Origin of the sequence: Nocardia sputorum (genome assembly GCF_027924405.1) — a bacterium.
Classification (GTDB): Bacteria; Actinomycetota; Actinomycetes; order Mycobacteriales; family Mycobacteriaceae; genus Nocardia; species Nocardia sputorum.
The window spans coordinates 6,143,005-6,162,780 of record NZ_AP026978.1; the positions used below are offsets into that span (position 1 = coordinate 6,143,005).

Sequence of the window (19,776 nt, forward strand, 5' to 3'; positions counted from 1 at the left end):
CGTCAGCCCTCCTGTGTCTCTGCCGGAGCGTCGGCCACCGCGGTGGCGGCCCGCCCGGCCTCCGTGCTGGTCGCGGTGGTGCCGGTGGAACCGGACCGACGCGGGCGGCTCGGCCGCTCCCGGCGCGGACGCTCGGGCGCGGCGGCAGCGGCGGCGAGCTCACGCTTGCCACCGACGATGTCGCCCTTGTAGATCCAGACCTTCACGCCGATGCGACCGAAGGTGGTCTTGGCCTCGTAGAGGCCGTAGTCGATGTCGGCGCGCAGCGTGTGCAGCGGCACCCGACCCTCGCGGTAGAACTCCGAGCGCGACATTTCGGCGCCGCCGAGGCGGCCCGAGCACTGCACACGGATGCCCTTGACGTTCGGCGAACGCATGGCCGACTGGATGGCCTTGCGCATCGCGCGACGGAACGCCACACGGTTGGACAGCTGCTCGGCGACGGCCTGGGCCACCAGCTGCGCGTCCGACTCGGGGTTCTTCACCTCGAGGATGTTCAGCTGCACCTGCTTGCCGGTGAGCTTCTCCAGCTCGGCGCGGATGCGGTCGGCCTCGGCGCCGCGGCGGCCGATCACGATGCCGGGACGCGCGGTGTGGATGTCCACCCGCACGCGGTCACGGGTGCGCTCGATCTCGACCTTGGCGATGCCCGCCCGCTCCATGCCGGTGGCCAGCAGCTTGCGGATCGCGACGTCTTCCTTCACGTAGTCCGCGTACTGCTTGTCCGCGTACCAGCGCGACTTCCAGTCGGTGGTGATACCGAGGCGGAAGCCGTGGGGATTGATCTTCTGTCCCATTTACTTTGCCCCTCCCTTCCGGCGGTTACGAGTGGCTCCACCGGCGGTGGGGATGCTCTCGACCTCGATGGTGATGTGGCTGGTGCGCTTGCGGATGCGGAACGCACGGCCCTGGGCACGCGGCTGGAACCGCTTCAGGGTGGTGCCCTCGTCGACGTAAGCCGTCGAGATGACCAGCGTGGCCGGGTTCAGGCCGAGGTTGTTCTCGGCGTTGGCCGCGGCGCTGGCGACGACCTTGGCGACCGGCTCGCTCGCGGCCTGGGGCGCGAACTTCAGCAGGGCGAGGGCGTCCTCGACGCGCTTGCCGCGGACCAGGTCCACGACACGGCGTGCCTTCATCGGGGTGACGCGAACGTGCTTGGCGGTCGCGCGCGCAGTCGGGTTCTGAGTCTCGGTCGTCGTCATCGCCGCTTGCTCTTCCGGTCTTCCTTGACGTGGCTCTTGAACGTCCTGGTCGGCGCGAACTCACCGAGCTTGTGCCCGACCATGTTGTCCGAGACGAACACCGGCACGTGCTTGCGGCCGTCGTGCACCGCGAACGTGTGGCCGATGAAATCGGGGATGATGGTCGAACGACGCGACCAGGTCTTGATGACCTGCTTGGTGCCCTTCTCGTTCTGCACGTCCACCTTCTTCAGGAGGTGGTCGTCGACGAACGGGCCTTTCTTGAGGCTGCGTGGCATTTCTTACCTCCTCCTTCAGCGCTTCTTGCCGGTCTTGCGACGGCGGACGATGAGCTTGTCGCTCGGACGGTTGGGCTTGCGGGTGCGGCCTTCCGGCTGACCCCACGGCGAGACCGGGTGGCGACCACCGGAGGTCTTGCCCTCACCACCACCATGCGGGTGGTCGACCGGGTTCATGACGACACCACGGACCGTGGGGCGGCGGCCCTTCCAGCGCATGCGGCCGGCCTTGCCCCAGTTGATGTTCGACTGCTCGGCGTTGCCGACCTCGCCGACGGTGGCGCGGCAGCGCACGTCGACGCGGCGGATCTCACCGGAGGGCATACGCAGCGTGGCGTAGGGGCCTTCCTTGCCCAGCAGCTGGATGCTCATGCCGGCCGAACGGGCCAGCTTGGCGCCGCCGCCCGGACGCAGCTCCACCGCGTGGATGGTGGTACCGGTCGGGATGTTGCGCAGCGGCAGGTTGTTGCCCGGCTTGATGTCGGCGGTCGGGCCGGACTCGATGCGGGTGCCCTGCGTCACGCCCTTGGGGGCGATGATGTAGCGCTTCTCGCCGTCCACGAAGTGCAGCAGCGCGATGTTCGCGGTGCGGTTCGGGTCGTATTCGATGTGCGCGACCTTGGCCGGAATGCCGTCCTTGTCCAGTCGACGGAAGTCGATCAGACGGTAGGCGCGCTTGTGCCCGCCACCGCGGTGCCGGGTGGTGATCCGGCCGTGGGCGTTGCGGCCGCCGGACTTGGTCAGCGGGCGCAGCAGCGACTTCTCCGGGGTCGACCGGGTGATCTCGGCGAAGTCCGAGACGCTGGAGCCGCGGCGGCCCGGCGTAGTCGGCTTGTACTTACGGATTGCCATGAGTTCTTCTCTGCTTTCTGGATTCCCAGGCGCTTACGCGACCGGGCCTCCGAAGATCTCGATGGGCTTGCTGTCGGCCGAGATGGTCACGAGCGCGCGCTTGGTGTCTTTGCGCTTGCCGTAACCGAAGCGGGTCCGCTTGCGCTTGCCCTGACGGTTGGCGGTGTTGACGCTGGTCACCTTCACACCGAAGACCTTCTCCACGGCGATCTTGATCTGCGTCTTGTTGGAGTCCGGGTGCACCAGGAAGGTGTAGGTGCCTTCCTCGATCAGTCCGTAGGACTTCTCGGAGATGACCGGCGCCAGCAGAATGTCGCGGGGGTCGGCGATGGTGGTCACTTGCTCTCCTCCTGTGCAATCGCCGCAGTGTCTTGCGGAGACTCCGCGGGGCCGTGCACGAACGCGTTGAGCGCCTCGACGCTGAACACCACGTCGTCGCTGTTGAGCACGTCGTAGGTGTTGAGCTGATCGGGTGCGATCGGGTGCACGTTCTGCAGGTTCGCCACGCTCTTCCACGCGGCGACGTCCTCGCGGCCCACCACGACCAGGAACTTCTTGCGGTCCGACAGCTCGGCCAGGAAGGTCTTGGCGGTCTTGGTGGACGGCGCCTGGCCCGCCACCAGTTCGGTGATCACGTGGATGCGCTCGTTGCGCGCCCGGTCCGACAGCGCGCCACGCAGGGCGGCGGCCTTCATCTTCTTGGGCAGGCGCTGGCTGTAGTCGCGCGGCTGCGGGCCGTGCACGGTGCCACCGCCGGTGAACTGCGGCGCGCGGGTCGAACCCTGACGGGCGCGACCGGTGCCCTTCTGCCGGTACGGCTTCTTGCCGCCGCCGGAGACCTGGCCCCGGGTCTTGGTCGCGTGCGTGCCCTGGCGCGCGGCGGCCTGCTGGGCCACGACGACCTGGTGCATCAGCGCGATGTTGGCGGTCACGTCGAAGATCTCCGCGGGGAGGTCGACGGTGCCGTTGGTCTTGCCACCGATCTCCTTGACCGGCAGCGTGAGATTCGCGGACTTCTTCTCAGTGTTCACAGCTGAGCTGGTCATGCGTGCGCACCACCCTTCACGGCGCTCTTGACGATCACGACGCCGCCCTTGCGACCCGGGATCGCTCCCTTGATCAGCAGCAGGCCGTTCTCGGTGTCGACCTTGTGCACCGACAGGTTCTGCGTGGTGACGCGGTCGTTACCCATCCGGCCCGACATGCGCATGCCCTTGAACACGCGGCCGGGGGTGGCGCAGCCACCGATCGAACCCGGACGGCGGTGCACGGCCTGCGCACCGTGCGAGGCGCCCTGGCCACGGAAGCCGTGGCGCTTCATGGTGCCCGCGAAGCCCTTGCCCTTGCTGGTGCCGGTGACGTCGACGTAGCTGCCCTCTTCGAACACGTCGGCGTTGATCTCCTGGCCGACCTCGAAGGTGGAGGCGTCCGCGACGCGGATCTCGGCGACGTGGCGGCGCGGGGTGACGCCCGCCTTGGCGAACTGGCCTGCGACCGGCTTGTTCACCTTGCGCGGGTCGATGGCGCCGAAGGCGACCTGGACGGCGCTGTAGCCGTCGCGCTCCTCGGTGCGGATCTGGGTGACGACGTTCGGCCCGGCCTTGATGACGGTCACGGGAACGACGCGGTTCTTGTCGTCGAAGACCTGGGTCATGCCGAGCTTGGTGCCCAGGATGCCGGCGGCCGGCCTGTTCTTGTTGTCAGTCATGTCTCGAGTCCCCGTCACTGAATGTTGACGTCGACGCTGGCCGGCAGGTCGATGCGCATGAGCGCGTCCACCGTCTTCGGCGTCGGGTCGAGGATGTCGATAAGGCGCTTGTGCGTACGCATCTCGAAGTGCTCGCGCGAGTCCTTGTACTTGTGCGGCGAACGGATGACGCAGTACACGTTCTTCTCGGTCGGCAACGGCACCGGGCCGACGACGCGTGCCCCGGTGCGGGTCACCGTCTCCACGATCTTGCGCGCCGATGCGTCGATCGCCTCGTGGTCATAGGCCTTGAGCCTGATGCGGATCTTTTGTCCCGCCACGCTAAGTGTCCTTTTCTCCGCTTTCCTTCGTGGTCCGAAGCCCGGCTACACCAGTCCTCTGGACCACCCTCATTTGCACAGCCCGAACACACGAAGACGTCCCACACGGTGGAGACCCCGACCGGGCGTGCCCGATCCTCGCCGCTGTTCATCTGTCATGGTTCTCCGGTCCACGCGGTCGGGCGTGTCGCCCGTCCGCTCATTCCTCGGCCTCGGATCGCGAACGCATCTCAGGCCTGGAACACTGTCCCGGACGTACCCACGCCAGAAACCCGGCGAGGTACACGATGGGGTACTGCTCGCCCCGCCCAGCCACCCGTTTCGCAGGGAAACGGACATGACCCGGTGCAGGGCAACCCGAACAGTATGCACGACCCCTGCGAGTCACTTCAAATCGGTGGGGTGTTCGGAAACTTACTTCTGAGTAAGATACGCGTATGGCGAAAGAGACCGCGACCTACCGCGGCTGGAAGAAGCTGCCGGACAACCGGCTGGGGCATGCGCTGTTCTCGCTCGGGATGGTGGCCCGGGTGCCGTATTTCGGCACCGTGCTGCCGAACGTGGTCCGGCTCGAACCCGGGTTGTGCGAGGTGACCTCGCCCAAGTGGTTCGGCATCCACAACCATCTGGGCACCTTCCACGCCATCGCGGCGTGCAACCTGGCCGAGGTCGCGATGGGCATGCTGAGCGAGGCGACGGTCCCGGCGACGCACCGGTGGATTCCCAAGGCGATGAACGTGCAGTATCTGGCCAAGGCCGAGACCGGCCTGCGGGCCGTGGCGAAGCTGGCCGAACTCCCCGATTTCCCGAGCATCACCGAAGGACGCGAGGTCGTGGTGCCGGTCTCGATCTACGACAAGCACGGCCTCGAGGTGGTGCACGCCGACATCACCACCTGGGTGACGCCGCGGTAGTCGGCCTCCGTGAGCCGCGTGCGTCCGGTCCCGCGCAGGCCGTCCGACCTGGATCGACCGGGGCCGGAGGCGATGCGTCCCCGGCGACGAGTCGCCCGTGATCGAGGTGCAGGACGCTCTCCGCGCATCCGGCGAGATCGTCGGCGAGACAAGCCGAAACGACGATCGTCATGTCTTGGTGCGCGAGCGCTCGCAGCATTCCGGCCAGATAGCGACGACCGTCGTGGTCCAAGTCGGCCATCGGGTTGTCCAGGACGAGTGCCGTCGTACCCGCGGCGAGCGCTCTGGCCAGGCTCAGCCACTTCTTCGCACTCCGGGAGAGACGGAGAACCGGCGTGGCAGCGGAGTCGGCCAAACGCGCGAGATGCAATGCCCGGTCGACGAGTTCTTCGGCCGTGTCTCCGCTGTGGCCCGCGATCTTCGCGGAGAACCGCACGACCTCCGCGATCGACCAGGTCTCACTGCCCTCGTACACGTCGGGGACCCAGCCGACCCGGGAGCGGACCACCCATGGTTCGACGCTCGGATCCGCGTCCTCCACGCGGAGCCACCCTCGGTGCGGCCGCAACTGACCGGCGAGCATCGACAACAGCGTCGTCTTCCCCGCGCCGTTCGGTCCGACCACCGCGGTGACCCGGCCCGCAGGCGCGCGGAAGGTCACGCCGTCGATCACCGCGACTCCGGCGAATTCGCGGCAGAGCCCGCTACAAGTAATGCCGAAACTCACCGAGGTTCTCCATCTTCGTGCGTTCTGTCCGGCCGGGGCCCGCTCAGCAGGGCAACGCTCGTCGATCTCCGGCGAGCGCGGAGAGGACGGCGGCGGCCGCGCGCGGGTCTTCGAGCATGCCGCTGTGATCGGCCGTGTTGCCGGGGCAGCCCTCCTGCAGCCAGACGTTGCGGTCGGCGGGGGCGGGGGCGGCGAGCAGAGCGGTGTCCTGCGGCGTGATCACTTGGTCGGCGCGGGAGGCGATGGCCGTGTACCGGGGACCGGTGACGGTCTCGCCTCCCGCGTTCAACCGGTTGAGCAGCGGTGACCCGACCACTTGCTGCTGTCCCGGAGCTCCGAACACCTGAGCCGCGATCTGCGCGTCCCCGAGGCCGAGGGCGGCCAGATCCGGATAGGCGCCGCGCAATCCGGCCCAGGTCGAGCCGCGATACGGCGTTCCGAGGGTCACCACCTGGGACACCGCCTCGCCGCCGCGAGCGCGGAGGTATTGCCGGACCACGGTGCCGCCGGTCGAGTGACCGACCAACGCCACCCGGCTCGCTCCCGTCGTTTCACGCACCGACCGCACGACTTCGGCGAGCTCGCCCGCCATCCGGTCGATGTCGGCCACGCCGTAGACCACGCGTCCCAGCAACGCGGCGCCGATCGGGCCGATGCCGGTGGAACTGGAGCCGCTCTGGCCGCTGACCGCGTCGACGACGCCGGGCGCGGCGCCGAGATTCGCGGCGAACACGCAATGTCCCTCGGCCCGGATGGCGCGCGCGAGCAGGGGGAAGCTGCGGCCGACGTCGGTACCCGAGCCGTGCACGAGCACCACCGGCTCCGGCCGTTCCGGGGTGGGACGGCAGGACCAGTCGTTGGCGCCGTCCAGCACCGGCGTCTCGGGAGCGGCGGCCGCGCTCGGCGCGTGCGGCAACGCCGCGGCGGCCGCGACCAGCATGAGGCCGGCGACACGCGCGGCCCGGAGGCGAATAGACATCTCGAATTCCCGACGGTTCAGATTCCCAATGGAGCGGCGAGCGTCGGCCACGAATCCTTCAGCGCGTCCTCCCAATAGCCCCAGGAGTGGGTGCCTTCGGGGCGGAAGTTGTATCGCGCGGGGATGCCGAGGTCGTCCAGCCGGGTTTTCATGTTGTGCGAGCAATAATTGGTGGCCGCTTCGATCACGCCGCCGACCACGAGCTGATTCGCGAAACCCCACGGGCCGTTCAGCGAGTATTTTCCGCCGTACTGGTCGTAGACGCCGGGCATGCCATTTCCACTGGCGATGTAAATGGATTTCCCGCGCAGTCCCTCCGCCTGCACGTAGGGATCATTGGCCACCCATTGCGGATCGCCCGCTGGCCCCCACATGTTGTCCAGCTCCGCCAGACCCCATTCCTCCACGGTCAGCCGGACGAACTCGCGGCCGACCGGATCGCTGGTCTGCGCGCAACCGCTGTAGGCGGCCACGCTGGAGAACAGGTCACCCGTGGTCGCGGCGAGCGCGAGGGTCGTGGTCCCCGACATCGAGAAGCCCGCGAGGGCATTGCGCCCGCTGGTCCCGAGATACGCGTCGATCAACGGGGGCAGTTCGCTGCTCAGGAAGGTCCGCCACTTCTGACGGCCCAGCCTGGCGTCATCCTTCTGCCAGTCCGCGTAATAACTGAACATGCCGCCGATCGGCGTGACCGCGTGCACGTTCTTGTCCGCGAGGAACTGCATCGCATCGGTCTTGGTGGCCCAGGTGGAGCCGTCGATGCCACCGGCCGCGCCGAGCAGCAGATACAGCACCGGACGCGGCACGCTGGTGTCCGCGGCGCGCTGCACTTCCACCGGAATATCGAGGTCCATGGCGGCGGAATGCACCGTCAATGTCAGGCTCCGCGCATCGTGCTCCCGCACGGAGACGATCGAAGACTCCGCGGGCGCCGCTTCCGCCTGCACCGAAACCATTGCCGATGCGACGGCACCGGCGACGACCGCCGACAGCACCAGTCGGCGGAGGTGGCTTCCTCTCATGACTCCCCTTATCCCGAATCCCGGAACGCCTCGCGATCCGAGCCCAGGCTATGGTGCGTCTCGAGCCGATTCACGACTGAAATTGCTGGGCCACCGATTCTGGGGGCATGCGCGCCAACGGGATTCCACCGATTCGGTCGATTTGATTCGGAAAAAGCGAGACCCCAATTCCTGGGGCTCGCTCGCTTCGAATAGTTGCGCCCGCGTCGGCCGACCGGATTGAATGCCCCTATGGGTGTCAGCGCGGACCGGGAAGTCGATGTGTGCGTGGTCGGGCTCGGTCCCACCGGGCGGGCGCTCGCGCACCGCGCCATGCGCGCCGGACTGTCGGTGACCGCGATCGATCCGCGCCCGGACCGGCTGTGGCCGCCCACCTTCTCCTGCTGGGTGGACGAGCTGCCGCGATGGCTGCCGCCCACGGCCATCGCGACCACCATCCCGGCGCCCACGGTCTGGACGAAGACCGAACATCGCATCGATCGGCCCTACTGCGTGCTGTCCAAGCCCGGTCTGCGCGCGGCGCTGCCGCTCGACGACGCCACCGTCGTCGCGGGCCGCGCCACCCGGGTGGACGCGCACGAGGTCGAACTCGCCGACGGCACGGTGCACCGGGGGGCCGCGGTGTTCGACACCCGGGGCCTGCCCCCGCTCGGACGCCGCAGGGCGGCCAGCGCGCACGGCATCTTCGTCGACGCCGAGACGGCCGCGCCGATGGTCGCCGAAGGCTCGGGCCTGCTGCTGGACTGGCGACCGGAGAACGGCGCCGGCCCGGACGAGCCGCCGTCGTTCCTCTACGCGGTGCCGCTCGGCGAGGGCACGGTGATCTTCGAGGAGACCAGTCTCGGACTCCGGGGCGGCATGCCACAGCGCGAATTGCGCAGACGCACGCTCGCGCGCCTCGCCGCGCACGGCATCCGCCTCACCGGCGCCGAACCGAGCGAGGCGGCGCACTATCCGCTCGACCAGCCGCCGCCGCGAAAGGGCGAGGCGCGCGCGATCCCGTTCGGTTCGCGCGGCGGCATGATGCATCCGTGCACGGGGTACAGCGTCGCCGACTCACTGGCGCTGGTGGACACCGCGATCACCGCGCTGCGGCAGGGCCGCGACCCGATCGCCGCGCTGTGGCCGCCGCGGGCGCGACTGGTGTATTGGATGCGGATGCGGGGGCTCTACGGCCTCGGCAGACTCACCACCGAGCAATCCATCGCGATGTTCGACGCGTTCTTCAGCGCCTCCCCGCGCGGTCAGCGCGCCCTGCTGTCCGCACACGACGACTACATCGCTCTGGGCGCGGTGCTGTTCAACACGGTCGCGCACACCTGGCCGTTCCACTGGCGTTACGACCTCGTCGGATGGACCAATCGGAACCGCTGGCTGGACTACGACTTCGCCGAACCGCGCGAAGCGGCCGAACGCCGGGTCCGGTAACCCGGCGAACGACCACGACGCCGGACTAGGGCCCCGTCTCCGCGGCGCGCCGGTATCCCCGCACCGCGGGGTAGGCGAAGACGACGATGATGCCGAGCGTCCAGGCGAGCGTCTCGAGCAGCGGGTCGGCGACCGCACCGCCGTAGGACAACCCGCGCATCGCATCGATCGCGCAGCTCATCGGCTGATGCGCCACCACGTCCTGCAACCAGACCGGGTAGGCGAAGACCGGGACGAAACCGGAGTTGAAGAACATCAGCAGCGTGCTGACCATGCCGATGATGTTCACCAGCATCACGCCCTCCGACACGGTGGCCAGCGCGGTGACCAGAACGGCGAACGCGACGCCGAACAGCACCGGGATGCCGATCAGCGCCACCGCCGCGAGGGGCCCCTGGCCGAACCGGAATCCCAGCAGCAGGCCCACCGCGACGACGAACACCGTCGTCACCAGGACGCGGATCGCTTCGGCCAGCAGCCTGCCGGTGAATCCGGCCGCGCGGTGCACCGGCATCGTCCAGAACCGGCCGAGCAACCCGGTCATCTTCTCGGTCTTGAAGCCGAGGGCGCTGACCACCGCGCCGGACATCGCCGCGACCAACGTCAGCAACGGGACCGTGCCGTACACCGCGGGCATGCCGGTGGCCCCGGACACGGGCTTGTTCAGCACGATGTAGAACATCAGCAGGGTCAGCGCCGGATAGACCAGGGTCTGGATGGTCGTCGCCGGATCACGCGCCCAGATCAGCAGCAGCCGCTTGCACTGGATCAGGCTCTGCACCACCCAGGTGACCAGCGAGCCCTCCGGCCGCGTCCGGACGACGGGCAGGGGCTCGGCCGCGCGGACCTCGGCCTGCTCGGCCCCCTGGTCGACGCGTTCCACGGTCGATTCCACCGAACTCATGACCGCCTCACACTCGCCCAGATCGCCAACGGGAGGAACACCGCCGCCAGCCCGATCAACCACACCAGCGGAACCCACAGCACGTGCCAGGTCACCCCGTCGGCCGCCATGTCGCGCAAGGCGAAGGAGAACTGCGAGATCGGCTGATTGCGCACGAACGGGCGAATCCACTCCGGGAAGTTGCGTTCCGGCACGAACCCGCAGGAGAGCATGCCGAAGATCAGTGTCGGCAAGGTCAGCGCCTGGCTCAGCGACTCCGGGCTCTTGGTCAGGCTGCCGAGCCCGTCGGCGCCGATCGCGAGCACCGTGCCGACCGCGAGGGAGAACGCGCAGAACAGCACGGCCTGGCCGACGCCAGCGACGAAACGGAAGCCGATCAGATACCCGAACAGCACCGCCGCGGTGAGCGAGGTGACCGAACGGACCAGACCGGCGCAGATGCGCGAGGTGAACGGCACCAGCATGCCGATGGGCATGGTCTGCAGACGGGTGCTCAGGCCGGTCATCGCCTCGAACGCGGCCAGCTGCGCGTTGGACATCATGGTGAAGGCCATCGTCTGCAGCACGATGATCGGCATGACGTACTGGGCGTAGTCGACGCCCTGGATCTTCATCACATAGCGCAGCGGCAGGTAGAAGCCGAGGGTGAAGATCAGCGGCGTGATCGCCGCGACGATCAGCTCGCCCTTGGTCGCCATGGTGCGCACGATGCGGCCGGTCAGCGCGCGCCACTGCGCGAACGACGACAGCCGCGGCGCGGGAAGTTCGGCGAACAACGTCGCCTCGGCCGGAGTCTGCTCCGGGGCTGTCGCAGCGGTCACGCGCGCCCGCCCGAGTGGCCGGTGATGGAGAGGAATACGTCGTCGAGCGAAGGGCGGCGCAGCGCGATGTCGGCCAGCTCGACGCCGGCGCTGTCGAGCCTGCGCAGCGCCTCGGTCAGCGTCGCCGCGCCCTCCGGCGCGGGGATGGACAGCCGGTCGCCGCCGTCGATGTCGGCCAGCACTGCGGGCGGCACCAGGTCGCCCAGGGCGTACGCGGCGGTGCGCAGCTTCTTCTGATCCAGCGGGACGACTTCGCAGTAGCTGCCGCCGGTCTTCTCCTTGAGTTCGTCGGCGGTGCCCTCGGCGATCACCGTGCCCTTGTCGATCACGATGATGTTGTCGCTGAGCACGTCGGCTTCCTCCAGGTACTGCGTGGTCAGCAGCACCGTGATCCCCTGCGTCTTCAGCGCGGTGACCAGGTCCCAGACGCCCTGCCTGCTGCGTGGGTCGAGGCCGGTGGTCGGCTCGTCCAGGAACACCACCTCGGGCCGCACCACCAGGCCGCAGGCGATGTCGACGCGGCGGCGCATGCCGCCTGAGTAGTTGCGCACGGCGCGGCGGCCCGCGCTCACCAGATCGAATTCCTCCAGCAAGGTGTCCGCGCGCTTGCGGGCCGCGGACTTGCCCAGACCCATCAGCCTGCCGAACAGCTCGAGGTTTTCCCGGCCGGAGAGGTTCTCGTCCAGCGCCGCGTACTGACCGGTCATCATGATCGAGCGGCGCACGCCCGCCGGGTCCCGCAGCACGTCGTATCCGGCGACGACGGCGGTGCCGGAGTCGGGCCGCAGCAGAGTGGAGAGCACCTTCACCATGGTCGTCTTGCCCGCGCCGTTGGGCCCGAGGATGCCGAGGACGGAGGCGCGTTCGGCGACGAAGCTGACGCCCTGCAGTGCATGCACATCGCCGAACGACTTGCGAACGTCCGCTACCCGGACCGCAGGCTCACTGGCATGCGAATCTGCTTGGTTGGAACTCGGCATCAACTCTCCACTATCGACCGGTGCGGCGACCAGGTCGCCCGAGCGCAATCGCACGCCCGGATTGGTGATCCGTCGCGCTCGGCGTGATGTTACCGGCCCGATGCGCGGGCTTTCGCGTCGCGCGCGGTACCCGCACCAGCGTGCGCTCAGTGTGTCCTTACTCACATTTCTCGCCGCCCGTCCACCGCGCAAGGGATCGACGCTGGTGAGCGCGATCCGATGCGGCCGGGCGCCGGCGGCCGAGCCTTGTCGGCCCGCTGCGCCAGACCATAGTCTGCTTTGCGGGGGAAAACACTCACTCGTCCACGGCTGTGGGCCCGCTGAACGGTCCGCACGTTGGTTTCGACACTGCGAGAGGTGATCATGGCCGAGTCCGCGCAGCCACGGTTGGCGGCGCGTCCGGGAGGAACGGGCCGAACGAACGTGCTGACGTCCTACGATCCGCGCACCGGTGAGGTCGTGGGCAACTACGCCGTGATGAGTTCCGGTGAGCTGAACCGTGCGGTGCGCGCGGCCCGCTCCGCCGAAAAGTGGTGGGCGGAACTGGGATTCGCCAGCCGGAAGCGGTGGCTGCTGGACTGGAAGCGCGAGATCGCCCGTCGCTCGGGGGAATTGGTCGCGCTACTGTGCGAGGAGACCGGGAAGCCGGAAGCCGACGCCGCCATCGAGGTGATGCTCGCGGTGGAGAACCTGGACTGGGCCGCGCGCAACGCGAGCCGCGCGCTGGACCGGCGGCGCATCGGTTCCAGCTGGCTCACCCGCAATCAGCGGGCCTCGGTCGGTTACCTGCCGCTCGGCGTCGTCGGAGTGCTCGGCCCGTGGAACAACCCGGTGTTCACTCCGATGGGCTCGATCGCCTACGCGATGGCGGCGGGCAACGCCGTGGTGTTCAAGCCGCACGAGCTGACCACCGGCGTGGGAGTGTGGCTGGCCGACAGCTGGTCCCGGCTCGCGCCCAACCAGCCGGTGCTGCAAGTCGTCACAGGGGACCAGGCCACCGGCACCGCGCTGTGCCGGGCGAAGATCGACAAGATCGCGTACGCCGGTTCGGAGGCGGGCGCGCGCGAGGTGATCTCGGTATGCGCGCAGACCATGACGCCGGTCGTCGTCGAGCGCAGCGGCAAGGGCAGCATGGTCGTGCACGTCGACGCGAAGCTGGACGACGCCGCCGAGGCCGCCGTGTTCGGCGCGATGGCCAACGCCGGACAGAACGCCACCGGAATACAGCGGGCCTACGTCGCCCAGTCCGTCTACGACCGCTTCCTCGACCTCGTCGTGGACCAGGCCCGCAAGCTGCGGCCAGGCGCGGACCGGAAGGCGTCCTACGGCCCGATGATCATGGAGTCACAGGTCGACGTGGTGCGCAGGCAGGTGCGCGACGCGGTGGCCCGCGGCGGCCGCGCGGTGGTCGGCGGACTCGACTCCATCCGCGATCCCTACATCGAGCCGATCGTGCTGGCCGAGGTGCCGGAGGAGAGCATCGCGATCACGGGTGAGGGCATCGGCCCGGTGCTCATCGTGAACAAGGTGGCGAGCATGGACGATGCCGCCGAGCGGATCAACGCGGTGGGCACCGATGTCGCGGTGTCGGTGTTCACCAGGGATGTGCACGAGATCGAGGCGTTCGCCGAGCAACTGCGCGTGGGCGTGGTGACCATCAACTCCTCGACCGCCTACGCGGGCATTCCCGCGCTGCCCTTCGGCGGTGTCGGCGAGTACGGCCAGGGCCACAGTCACGGCGACCAGGGCCTGCGGGAGTTCAGCCGGACGCTGGCCATCACCCGCAAGCGGTACCAGGCGCCGGTGAACCTTTCCACGTTCGATCGGCACCCGCGTCACCTGCGGCTGGCCAAGACGATCTTCCGGATCCGGCACGGCCGCCGGCCCTGAGACGGCTAGTCGAGCAGCACCGCGTCCATCAGCGCGGTGACTCGCGCGACTTGCGCGGGCCGGGAGTCGAATCGGATCAGCCTGCCCACATCGATCACTTGGCTGATGGCGGCGTGCACCCGGAAGCGCGCCTCCACCGGGTCCCCGTCCAGCAGGTTGGCCCACTCCAGCACGTTCTGCCGCTGAATGGCGCGCAGCTTGTGCTGCTCGGCCTGCGGCAGATTGCCGAACTCGGCGTAGTACACCGCCATGATCTCCGGCATGGCGAAACTCAGTTTGGCGTAGCGGTCGGCCACGCGCCGCGCGGCGTCGGCACGGCTGGTCGCCTCGGCCAGCGCCTCGGTGATCGCGATGGCCAGCCGGTCGCCGGTGCGGTGGAACGCGGCGGCGAGCAGGTCGGCCTTGCTCGCGAAGTATCGGTACACGCTGGAGGCGTTGATGCCGACGGCGGCGCCGATCTCCTCGATGCTCGCCTCGTGATAGCCCTGCCTGCCGAAGATCCGGATGGCCTCGGTGAGCAGCTGTTCACGCTTGGAGGTCACCGGGATGCCGCGCACGGGCGCGCCGGGATCCGGTTCCGCCGGCGCGGGCGGCAGGTCGGTTCGCAGGATGGCCCAGGACATCCGATGCAGCAGGGGGAGCAGCCGAGCGCTGGACAGTGCGGTGCGGTGCGCGGCGATGCTGGCGATCGCGCTCAGCACGCCCGCGGCGAGCATCGCCACGTCCGCGGGCGGCGTTTCGGGGCGCAGCAGCGCGATCGGCGCGGCGAGGGTGCTGTTCAGGTCGTCGTAGATCTTCTTGATCCGGACCCGGTCGTCACGCTCGAGATAGCGCCGCTCCCAGCGGTAGAGCCCGGCCTCGCGGCGGATCTCGACGGTGTGCTCGCTGATCGCGCGGATCAGCGCGTCCGCGCGCCGCGCCGGGTCCAGCCGGGCGTCGTCGGCGGCCTCGGCGACGGTCAGCAGGTGCTGCGCGCCTTCTTCGGCGGCCGCCACCAGCAGCGCGTACTTGTTCGTGAAATGCCGGTAGAGGGCCGGACCGGAGATGCCGACCTCGGCGGCGATCTCGTCCACGCCGACCGGGTAGTACCCGCGTTCGCTGAACGCGCGCGCGGCCGCCCGGATGATCTGGACCTTGCGGTCCTTCGGACGGCGGCGCACCGATGGCGCGCCCTCGGCCCCCGCCTTTCTACCCGGTTCGGGCCGCGCGGGAGCGAGGTCGACCTCGCTGCGATCCGCGACCATGCACCTCTCCGTTCTCCGGCGACGCTGGTTGACAGCGCCCGATATTGGAACCTAAGTTAACCACAATTCGCAATGTTAACCACTATTCACGGCCTGGCGTCCGCCGAATTGCAGCTTAGGAGCAAACATGAGCAACAACGATTCCGCGGCCCCGGCCGCACCCGCCGCCGCGAAGTTCACCGCGGTCCAGGACGGCAAGGTGCTCCGGATCACGATCACCAACCCCAAGCGGAAGAACGCCATCGATTACGACACCATGGTCGCGCTCGGGGACGCCTTCCGCACGGCGGCCGAGGATCGCGCGGTGCGGGCGATCGTACTCACCGGCGAGGGCGGCGATTTCTGCACCGGCGCGGATCTCTCCGCGAGCGCGGGCGAGGCGCAGCGGGGCATCACCTCGGACATGGTCATGGACGCGGCGAACCGGCTGGTGCGCGCCATCGTCGACGCGCCGGTCCCGGTGATCGTGCGCATCCGGGGCGCCGCGGCGGGCGTCGGCGTCGGCATCGCGCTGGCCGCCGACCTGGTCTACGCGAGCGAGGACTCCTACCTGCTGCTGGCCTTCATCAACATCGGCCTGATGCCCGACGGCGGGGCGGCCGCGCTGGTCGCCGCCGCGGCGGGCCGCCCGCTGGCGGCGCGGATGGCACTGCTCGGCGAGCGGCTGCCCGCCCGGGAGGCGGCGGCCGCCGGGCTGTTCACCACGGTCGTGCCCGACGACGAGCTCGATGCCGCGGTCGAGGCGGGCGTCCAGAAGATCGCCACCGGTCCGCGCCGCGCGCTGGAGCTCACCAAGCAGGCGCTGAACCAGGCCACGCTGGCCTCGCTCGACGCGGCCCTGGCCGCCGAGAAGGCGGGGCAGACCGAGCTGCTGCGCTCGCCCGATTTCGTCGAGGGCGCCACCGCGATGCTCACCAAGCGCAAGCCCGTCTTCGCCGACTGATCGGCCCGCCGCAACCCAGCAACCGGCAGGCGACTATGTTCATCGGCTATGACTTACCTGGTTACCGGGGCAACTGGGTTCATCGGTCGGTTCCTCATCCCCGAGCTGCTGAAACGCGAGGGTGACATCCATGTGCTGGTCCGGCCGGGCGACGCCTCGGCCGACCGGTTCGCCTGCTGCGCGCAGGAATGGGCGGGCGGCGACCGCGTCCGTCCGGTGCGCGGCGATCTGGGCGCCCCGGGACTGGGCATCGACCCGACCTGGCTGGCCCGCCATCGCGGCGCCATCGAGCACGTCTTCCATCTGGCCGCGGGCTACGACCTGACCGAGCGCGGCGGCGGCACCAGGCACCTGGTCGACGTCGCCGAGGAGCTGGGGGTCGATCTGCTGCACCACCTCTCGACCGTCGAGGTGGCCGGGACCAGCACCGGCCTGTTCACCGAGGACATGTTCGATCACGGCCAGACACTGACCACGCCGGCGCAGCGGGCCAGGTTCGAGGCCGAGCGCATCGTGCGGGAGTCGTCGTTGCGCTGGCGGATCTACCGGCCGTCGATCGTGATCGGGCATTCCCGCACCGGCGAGATCGATCGGATCGACGGTCCGTACTACTTCTTCCGCCTGCTGCGCATGGGCGCGCAGCTGCCCAGGCTGCTGCCGGTGCTGGTGCCCAGACTGGGCGAGACCAACATGGTGCCGGTGGATTTCGTCGCCCGCGCCCTCGACCACATCGCACACCGCCCCGGTTCGGACAAGACGACCTATCACCTGGTGGATCCGCGCAGGCAGAGCGCGGTCGACGCGCTGAACCTGTTCGCCGACGAGGCGGGCGCGCCGCACTTGGTGGAGGTGATGCCCAAGCGCACCCTGGACATGATGTTGCGCGTCCCCGGCGTGAACTGGCTGCTGCCCCGGGTCGGCGTACCACTGGACGTGCTGGAGCACAGCGAGTTCGCCTGCTGGTTCGACTGCAGGCACACCAGCGCGGCGCTGGCGGGCACCGACATCAGGGTTCCGCCGTTGGACGCCTACGCACCGCGGATCTGGAAGTACTGGATCGAGAACTGGGTCTGACCGGCGCGCGTCACCGGCTACCGGCCGGTGACGGTGAGATAGATCAGCGCCGCGTTGAGCACGGAGATGATCGCGGCGACCGTCCAGGCCAGCGCGGTGGTCACGCGGTGGTTGACGTCCGCGCCCATCAGCGCGCGGTCACTCGTGAAGCGCACCAAGGGAATCAGCGCGAAGGGAATGCCGAACGACAGCACCACCTGAGAGATGATCAGCGCGCGCGTCGGGTCGATGCCGAGCGCCAGGACCGCGATGGCCGGGATCAACGTGATCAGCCTGCGCGTGAGCAGCGGGATCCGCTTGTGCAACAAGCCCTGCATGATCATCGCGCCCGCGTAGGCGCCGACCGACGTCGAGGCCAGGCCGGAGGCGAGCAGGCCGATCGCGAGCAGCAGCGCGGCGGCGGGGCCCAGGACGTCGCCGACCGCGGCGTGCGCGTCTTCGATGGTCTCCACATTCCTGCCGCGCAAGGTGTTGGCCGCCATCAGCAGCATGGCCAGGTTCACCGTGCCCGCCAGCACCATGGCCAGGCCGACGTCGACCTTGGTGATCCGCAGGAGCCTGGTGCGCAGCGGCCCTGCCGCCGGATGCCCGTGCCGGTCGCGGGCGAGGCCGGAATGCAGATAGACCGCGTGCGGCATGACCGTCGCGCCGATCATCGCCGCGGCCAGCAACACGCTCTCGGTGCCTTGGAAACGCGGCACCAGACCGCCTGCCGTGCCCCCGGGCGATGGCGGCGCGATCACCACGCTCGCCAGGAATCCGATCGCGATGATCGCGAGCATCCCGGTGATCACCCGCTCGAACGGTTGCTGCCCGCGGCGGTCCTGCACCAGCAGCAGACCCATCGACACCGCGCCGGTGATCGCGCCGCCGAGCAGCAGCGGCAGCCCGAACAGCAGATGCAGCGCGATCGCGCCGCCCACCACCTCGGCCAGGTCGGTGGCCATCGCCACCGTCTCGGCCTGACCCCAGTACGCCAGCCGGACCGGGCCGCTCGCCTTCGCCCGCACCGCCTCCGGCAGCGACCACCCGGTCACCAGCCCGAGCTTGGCCGAGAGGAACTGCACCAGCCCAGCCATCACGTTGGCCAGGACGATGACCCAGACGAGGAGGTAGCCGAATTGCGCCCCCGCACTGATATTGGACGCGACGTTGCCGGGATCGACGTACGCGATGGCCGCGACGAACGCCGGGCCGAGCAGCACCGTCGCGGCACGCGCTCGCCCGGTGACGGACTTGGTCGACTCGGCCAGCGTGATACCCACGAACAGAATTTTACGGGTTCCCGAACTTTTCGTTGACGGCTGGCTCAAAAAGCAGACCGCCTGGTCGCATCAATGTGCGACCAGGCGGTCGAGGGAACTCGGCCGGGGCGTCCGGCGCTATGCGGCGGCGCTCAGATACCGAGACCCTTGGCCAGCACGGGCCACGACAGCTGGAACTCGTCGCGCCAGTAGCCCCACGAGTGCGTGCCCGAGTTGCGGAAGTTGTAGGTGGCCGGGATGCCCAGTTCGTTCAGCCGGTTCTGCAGGTTGTGCGTGCAGTAGTTGGTGCCCGCCTCGATCACGCCGCCGATGATGATCTGGTTGGCCAGGCCGTACGCGCCGGGGAGGGCGTACTGACCGTTGAGCGTGTCGTACTGGCCGGGCAGGCCGTTGCCGGTGGAGATGTAGAGGTCGAGCCCACGCAACCCCTCGGCGTTCACGTACGGGTCGTTGGCCACCCACTCCGGGCCGCCCTCGGGGCCCCACATGTTGTCGGTGTTGCCGCCGCCCCAGGTCTCGACGGTCAGCTTGACGAACTCGGAGCCGACCGGGTCACTGGTCTGCGCGCAACCGCTGTAGGCCGCGGCCGCCTTGTAGAGGCCCGGCTTGGCGATCGGCAGCGCCAGCACCGTGGTGCCCGACGTGGACAGGCCGGCGATCGCGTTCACGCCGTTGGTGCCCAGCGCGCCGTCGACCAGCGGAGGCAGCTCCTCGGTGAAGAAGGTCTTCCACTTGTTGCGGCCGAGTACCGGGTCGTCCTTGATCCAGTCGGTGTAGTAGCTCCACTTGCCGCCGATCGGCTGGATCACGTTGACGTTCTTGTCCGACAGGAACTGCAGCGCGTCGGTCTTCGCCTGCCACGAGGCCTCGTCCTCGCCACCGCCCGCGCCGTTGAGCAGGTACAGCGTGGGGCGCGGCACCGAGGCGTCGGCCGGCCGCTGGACGTCGATGATGATCTTCTCGTCCATCGCCGCCGAGTACACGTACAGGCGGATGCTGCGCGCGTCCTTGTACTCGGCCTTGGTGATACGCGAACCGTCCGGGGCGACCGGGTCGGCCAGCAGACTCTTGGAATCGATGATCGGGTCAGCTGTCGCGCTGGACGCGCCGAGACCGGTCATCATTCCCGCGAGCACCGCGGTTGCCGCGATCGCGGCCGCGGCCCGCAGGCCACCGCGCCGGCTCTGTCGACGTATCAATTTCGCACCTTCGCTTCGTCTCGAGA

The 19,776-nt window shown here is 69.0% G+C and carries 22 protein-coding genes; 5 read left to right on the plus strand and 17 right to left on the minus strand.

The features are described 5' to 3' along the window. Positions 1–2: 2 nt before the first annotated feature. Genes rpsC through rpsJ form a run of 8 tightly spaced genes read right to left on the minus strand, consistent with a single transcriptional unit; the run spans position 3 to position 4,360 of the window. A complete protein-coding gene (gene rpsC, locus QMG86_RS27625) occupies positions 3–797 on the minus strand; it encodes a 30S ribosomal protein S3 (protein WP_067808069.1) in 795 nt (264 codons plus the stop codon). Continuing rightward, positions 798–1,202, minus strand: a complete 405-nt coding sequence (rplV, locus tag QMG86_RS27630) for a 50S ribosomal protein L22 (protein ID WP_063021257.1) — start codon at positions 1,200–1,202, stop codon at positions 798–800. Continuing rightward, positions 1,199–1,480, minus strand: a complete 282-nt coding sequence (gene rpsS / locus QMG86_RS27635) for a 30S ribosomal protein S19 (protein ID WP_281875633.1) — start codon at positions 1,478–1,480, stop codon at positions 1,199–1,201. Before rpsS ends, rplV begins: the two co-directional genes overlap by 4 nt. A 15-nt stretch (positions 1,481–1,495) precedes the next feature. Next, a complete protein-coding gene (gene rplB, locus QMG86_RS27640; RefSeq protein WP_039795441.1) occupies positions 1,496–2,332 on the minus strand; it encodes a 50S ribosomal protein L2 in 837 nt (278 codons plus the stop codon). 33 nt (positions 2,333–2,365) lie between these two features. Next, the gene (gene rplW / locus QMG86_RS27645) at positions 2,366–2,671 is read right to left on the minus strand and encodes a 50S ribosomal protein L23 (RefSeq protein ID WP_014981657.1); all 306 of its coding nucleotides are present in this window, start codon (positions 2,669–2,671) and stop codon (positions 2,366–2,368) included. Continuing rightward, positions 2,668–3,378 carry a 50S ribosomal protein L4 gene (rplD, locus tag QMG86_RS27650; protein ID WP_281875634.1) on the minus strand — a complete coding sequence of 237 codons (711 nt, stop codon included), beginning with the start codon at positions 3,376–3,378 and terminating at the stop codon, positions 2,668–2,670. Before rplD ends, rplW begins: the two co-directional genes overlap by 4 nt. After that, on the minus strand, positions 3,375–4,040 hold the full coding sequence (gene rplC / locus QMG86_RS27655) for a 50S ribosomal protein L3 (protein WP_281875635.1): 666 nt from the start codon (positions 4,038–4,040) through the stop codon (positions 3,375–3,377). The genes rplD and rplC overlap by 4 nt, the downstream gene beginning before the upstream one ends. Before the next feature lie 14 nt (positions 4,041–4,054). Further along, on the minus strand, positions 4,055–4,360 hold the full coding sequence (gene rpsJ / locus QMG86_RS27660) for a 30S ribosomal protein S10 (RefSeq protein WP_003938093.1): 306 nt from the start codon (positions 4,358–4,360) through the stop codon (positions 4,055–4,057). A gap of 437 nt (positions 4,361–4,797) precedes the next feature. Here rpsJ and QMG86_RS27665 point away from each other — a divergent pair, with 437 nt between their 5' ends. Beyond that, entirely contained in the window at positions 4,798–5,274 is a 477-nt protein-coding gene (locus QMG86_RS27665) for a hotdog fold domain-containing protein (RefSeq protein ID WP_281875636.1), read from the plus strand. Here the strand turns inward: QMG86_RS27665 and QMG86_RS27670 are convergent. Genes QMG86_RS27670 through QMG86_RS27680 form a run of 3 tightly spaced genes read right to left on the minus strand, consistent with a single transcriptional unit; the run spans position 5,249 to position 8,002 of the window. Beyond that, positions 5,249–6,001, minus strand: coding sequence for an ATP-binding cassette domain-containing protein (locus tag QMG86_RS27670; RefSeq protein ID WP_281875637.1), 753 nt, complete (start codon positions 5,999–6,001; stop codon positions 5,249–5,251). The genes QMG86_RS27665 and QMG86_RS27670 overlap by 26 nt on opposite strands. A gap of 43 nt (positions 6,002–6,044) precedes the next feature. After that, complete coding sequence (locus QMG86_RS27675; RefSeq protein ID WP_281875638.1) at positions 6,045–6,980, minus strand: lipase family alpha/beta hydrolase; 936 nt, start codon at positions 6,978–6,980, stop codon at positions 6,045–6,047. A 17-nt stretch (positions 6,981–6,997) separates the two neighbouring features. Continuing rightward, entirely contained in the window at positions 6,998–8,002 is a 1,005-nt protein-coding gene (locus tag QMG86_RS27680) for an alpha/beta hydrolase (RefSeq protein WP_281875639.1), read from the minus strand. Positions 8,003–8,233: 231 nt separating this feature from the next. Here QMG86_RS27680 and QMG86_RS27685 point away from each other — a divergent pair, with 231 nt between their 5' ends. Next, positions 8,234–9,430, plus strand: a complete 1,197-nt coding sequence (locus QMG86_RS27685; RefSeq protein ID WP_281875640.1) for a lycopene cyclase family protein — start codon at positions 8,234–8,236, stop codon at positions 9,428–9,430. Between the two features lie 25 nt (positions 9,431–9,455). Here the strand turns inward: QMG86_RS27685 and QMG86_RS27690 are convergent, their stop codons facing one another. From QMG86_RS27690 to QMG86_RS27700, 3 genes are read right to left on the minus strand one after another with little or no spacing between them, the layout of a single operon-like run. Beyond that, entirely contained in the window at positions 9,456–10,334 is an 879-nt protein-coding gene (locus QMG86_RS27690) for an ABC transporter permease (RefSeq protein WP_281875642.1), read from the minus strand. After that, entirely contained in the window at positions 10,331–11,155 is an 825-nt protein-coding gene (locus QMG86_RS27695; protein ID WP_434085489.1) for an ABC transporter permease, read from the minus strand. The genes QMG86_RS27690 and QMG86_RS27695 overlap by 4 nt, the downstream gene beginning before the upstream one ends. Further along, complete coding sequence (locus QMG86_RS27700; protein WP_281875644.1) at positions 11,152–12,135, minus strand: ATP-binding cassette domain-containing protein; 984 nt, start codon at positions 12,133–12,135, stop codon at positions 11,152–11,154. The genes QMG86_RS27695 and QMG86_RS27700 overlap by 4 nt, the downstream gene beginning before the upstream one ends. A 363-nt stretch (positions 12,136–12,498) precedes the next feature. Between QMG86_RS27700 and QMG86_RS27705 the strand changes: the two genes are divergently transcribed. Then, complete coding sequence (locus QMG86_RS27705) at positions 12,499–14,025, plus strand: aldehyde dehydrogenase family protein (protein ID WP_281881157.1); 1,527 nt, start codon at positions 12,499–12,501, stop codon at positions 14,023–14,025. 5 nt (positions 14,026–14,030) lie between these two features. Here QMG86_RS27705 and QMG86_RS27710 read toward each other — a convergent pair whose 3' ends face one another. Beyond that, the gene (locus QMG86_RS27710) at positions 14,031–15,269 is read right to left on the minus strand and encodes a TetR/AcrR family transcriptional regulator (RefSeq protein ID WP_281875646.1); all 1,239 of its coding nucleotides are present in this window, start codon (positions 15,267–15,269) and stop codon (positions 14,031–14,033) included. A 127-nt stretch (positions 15,270–15,396) separates the two neighbouring features. Here QMG86_RS27710 and QMG86_RS27715 point away from each other — a divergent pair, with 127 nt between their 5' ends. Then, positions 15,397–16,212, plus strand: a complete 816-nt coding sequence (locus tag QMG86_RS27715) for an enoyl-CoA hydratase (RefSeq protein ID WP_281875647.1) — start codon at positions 15,397–15,399, stop codon at positions 16,210–16,212. A 48-nt stretch (positions 16,213–16,260) separates the two neighbouring features. Further along, entirely contained in the window at positions 16,261–17,286 is a 1,026-nt protein-coding gene (locus tag QMG86_RS27720; RefSeq protein ID WP_281875648.1) for an SDR family oxidoreductase, read from the plus strand. A gap of 17 nt (positions 17,287–17,303) precedes the next feature. Here QMG86_RS27720 and QMG86_RS27725 read toward each other — a convergent pair whose 3' ends face one another. Together QMG86_RS27725 and QMG86_RS27730 are read right to left on the minus strand one after the other, a co-directional pair. Next, complete coding sequence (locus QMG86_RS27725) at positions 17,304–18,545, minus strand: Nramp family divalent metal transporter (RefSeq protein WP_281881158.1); 1,242 nt, start codon at positions 18,543–18,545, stop codon at positions 17,304–17,306. Between the two features lie 137 nt (positions 18,546–18,682). Then, positions 18,683–19,672, minus strand: coding sequence for an alpha/beta hydrolase (locus QMG86_RS27730; RefSeq protein WP_281881159.1), 990 nt, complete (start codon positions 19,670–19,672; stop codon positions 18,683–18,685). Positions 19,673–19,776: the final 104 nt, after the last annotated feature.

Excerpts from the sequence above, each read along its gene's own strand:
- QMG86_RS27690 (WP_281875642.1), bottom strand. The coding sequence starts at position 10,334 with ATGAGTTCGGTGGAATCGACCGTGGAACGCGTCGACCAGGGGGCCGAG.
- rplC (WP_281875635.1), bottom strand. The coding sequence starts at position 4,040 with ATGACTGACAACAAGAACAGGCCGGCCGCCGGCATCCTGGGCACCAAG.
- rpsS (WP_281875633.1), bottom strand. The coding sequence starts at position 1,480 with ATGCCACGCAGCCTCAAGAAAGGCCCGTTCGTCGACGACCACCTCCTG.
- QMG86_RS27705 (WP_281881157.1), top strand. The coding sequence starts at position 12,499 with ATGGCCGAGTCCGCGCAGCCACGGTTGGCGGCGCGTCCGGGAGGAACG.
- QMG86_RS27685 (WP_281875640.1), top strand. The coding sequence starts at position 8,234 with ATGGGTGTCAGCGCGGACCGGGAAGTCGATGTGTGCGTGGTCGGGCTC.
- QMG86_RS27680 (WP_281875639.1), bottom strand. The coding sequence starts at position 8,002 with ATGAGAGGAAGCCACCTCCGCCGACTGGTGCTGTCGGCGGTCGTCGCC.
- QMG86_RS27665 (WP_281875636.1), top strand. The coding sequence starts at position 4,798 with ATGGCGAAAGAGACCGCGACCTACCGCGGCTGGAAGAAGCTGCCGGAC.
- QMG86_RS27720 (WP_281875648.1), top strand. The coding sequence starts at position 16,261 with ATGACTTACCTGGTTACCGGGGCAACTGGGTTCATCGGTCGGTTCCTC.
- rpsC (WP_067808069.1), bottom strand. The coding sequence starts at position 797 with ATGGGACAGAAGATCAATCCCCACGGCTTCCGCCTCGGTATCACCACC.
- rplV (WP_063021257.1), bottom strand. The coding sequence starts at position 1,202 with ATGACGACGACCGAGACTCAGAACCCGACTGCGCGCGCGACCGCCAAG.
- QMG86_RS27675 (WP_281875638.1), bottom strand. The coding sequence starts at position 6,980 with ATGTCTATTCGCCTCCGGGCCGCGCGTGTCGCCGGCCTCATGCTGGTC.
- QMG86_RS27730 (WP_281881159.1), bottom strand. The coding sequence starts at position 19,672 with ATGACCGGTCTCGGCGCGTCCAGCGCGACAGCTGACCCGATCATCGAT.
- QMG86_RS27715 (WP_281875647.1), top strand. The coding sequence starts at position 15,397 with ATGAGCAACAACGATTCCGCGGCCCCGGCCGCACCCGCCGCCGCGAAG.
- rplD (WP_281875634.1), bottom strand. The coding sequence starts at position 3,378 with ATGACCAGCTCAGCTGTGAACACTGAGAAGAAGTCCGCGAATCTCACG.
- QMG86_RS27700 (WP_281875644.1), bottom strand. The coding sequence starts at position 12,135 with ATGCCGAGTTCCAACCAAGCAGATTCGCATGCCAGTGAGCCTGCGGTC.
- QMG86_RS27710 (WP_281875646.1), bottom strand. The coding sequence starts at position 15,269 with ATGGTCGCGGATCGCAGCGAGGTCGACCTCGCTCCCGCGCGGCCCGAA.
- rplB (WP_039795441.1), bottom strand. The coding sequence starts at position 2,332 with ATGGCAATCCGTAAGTACAAGCCGACTACGCCGGGCCGCCGCGGCTCC.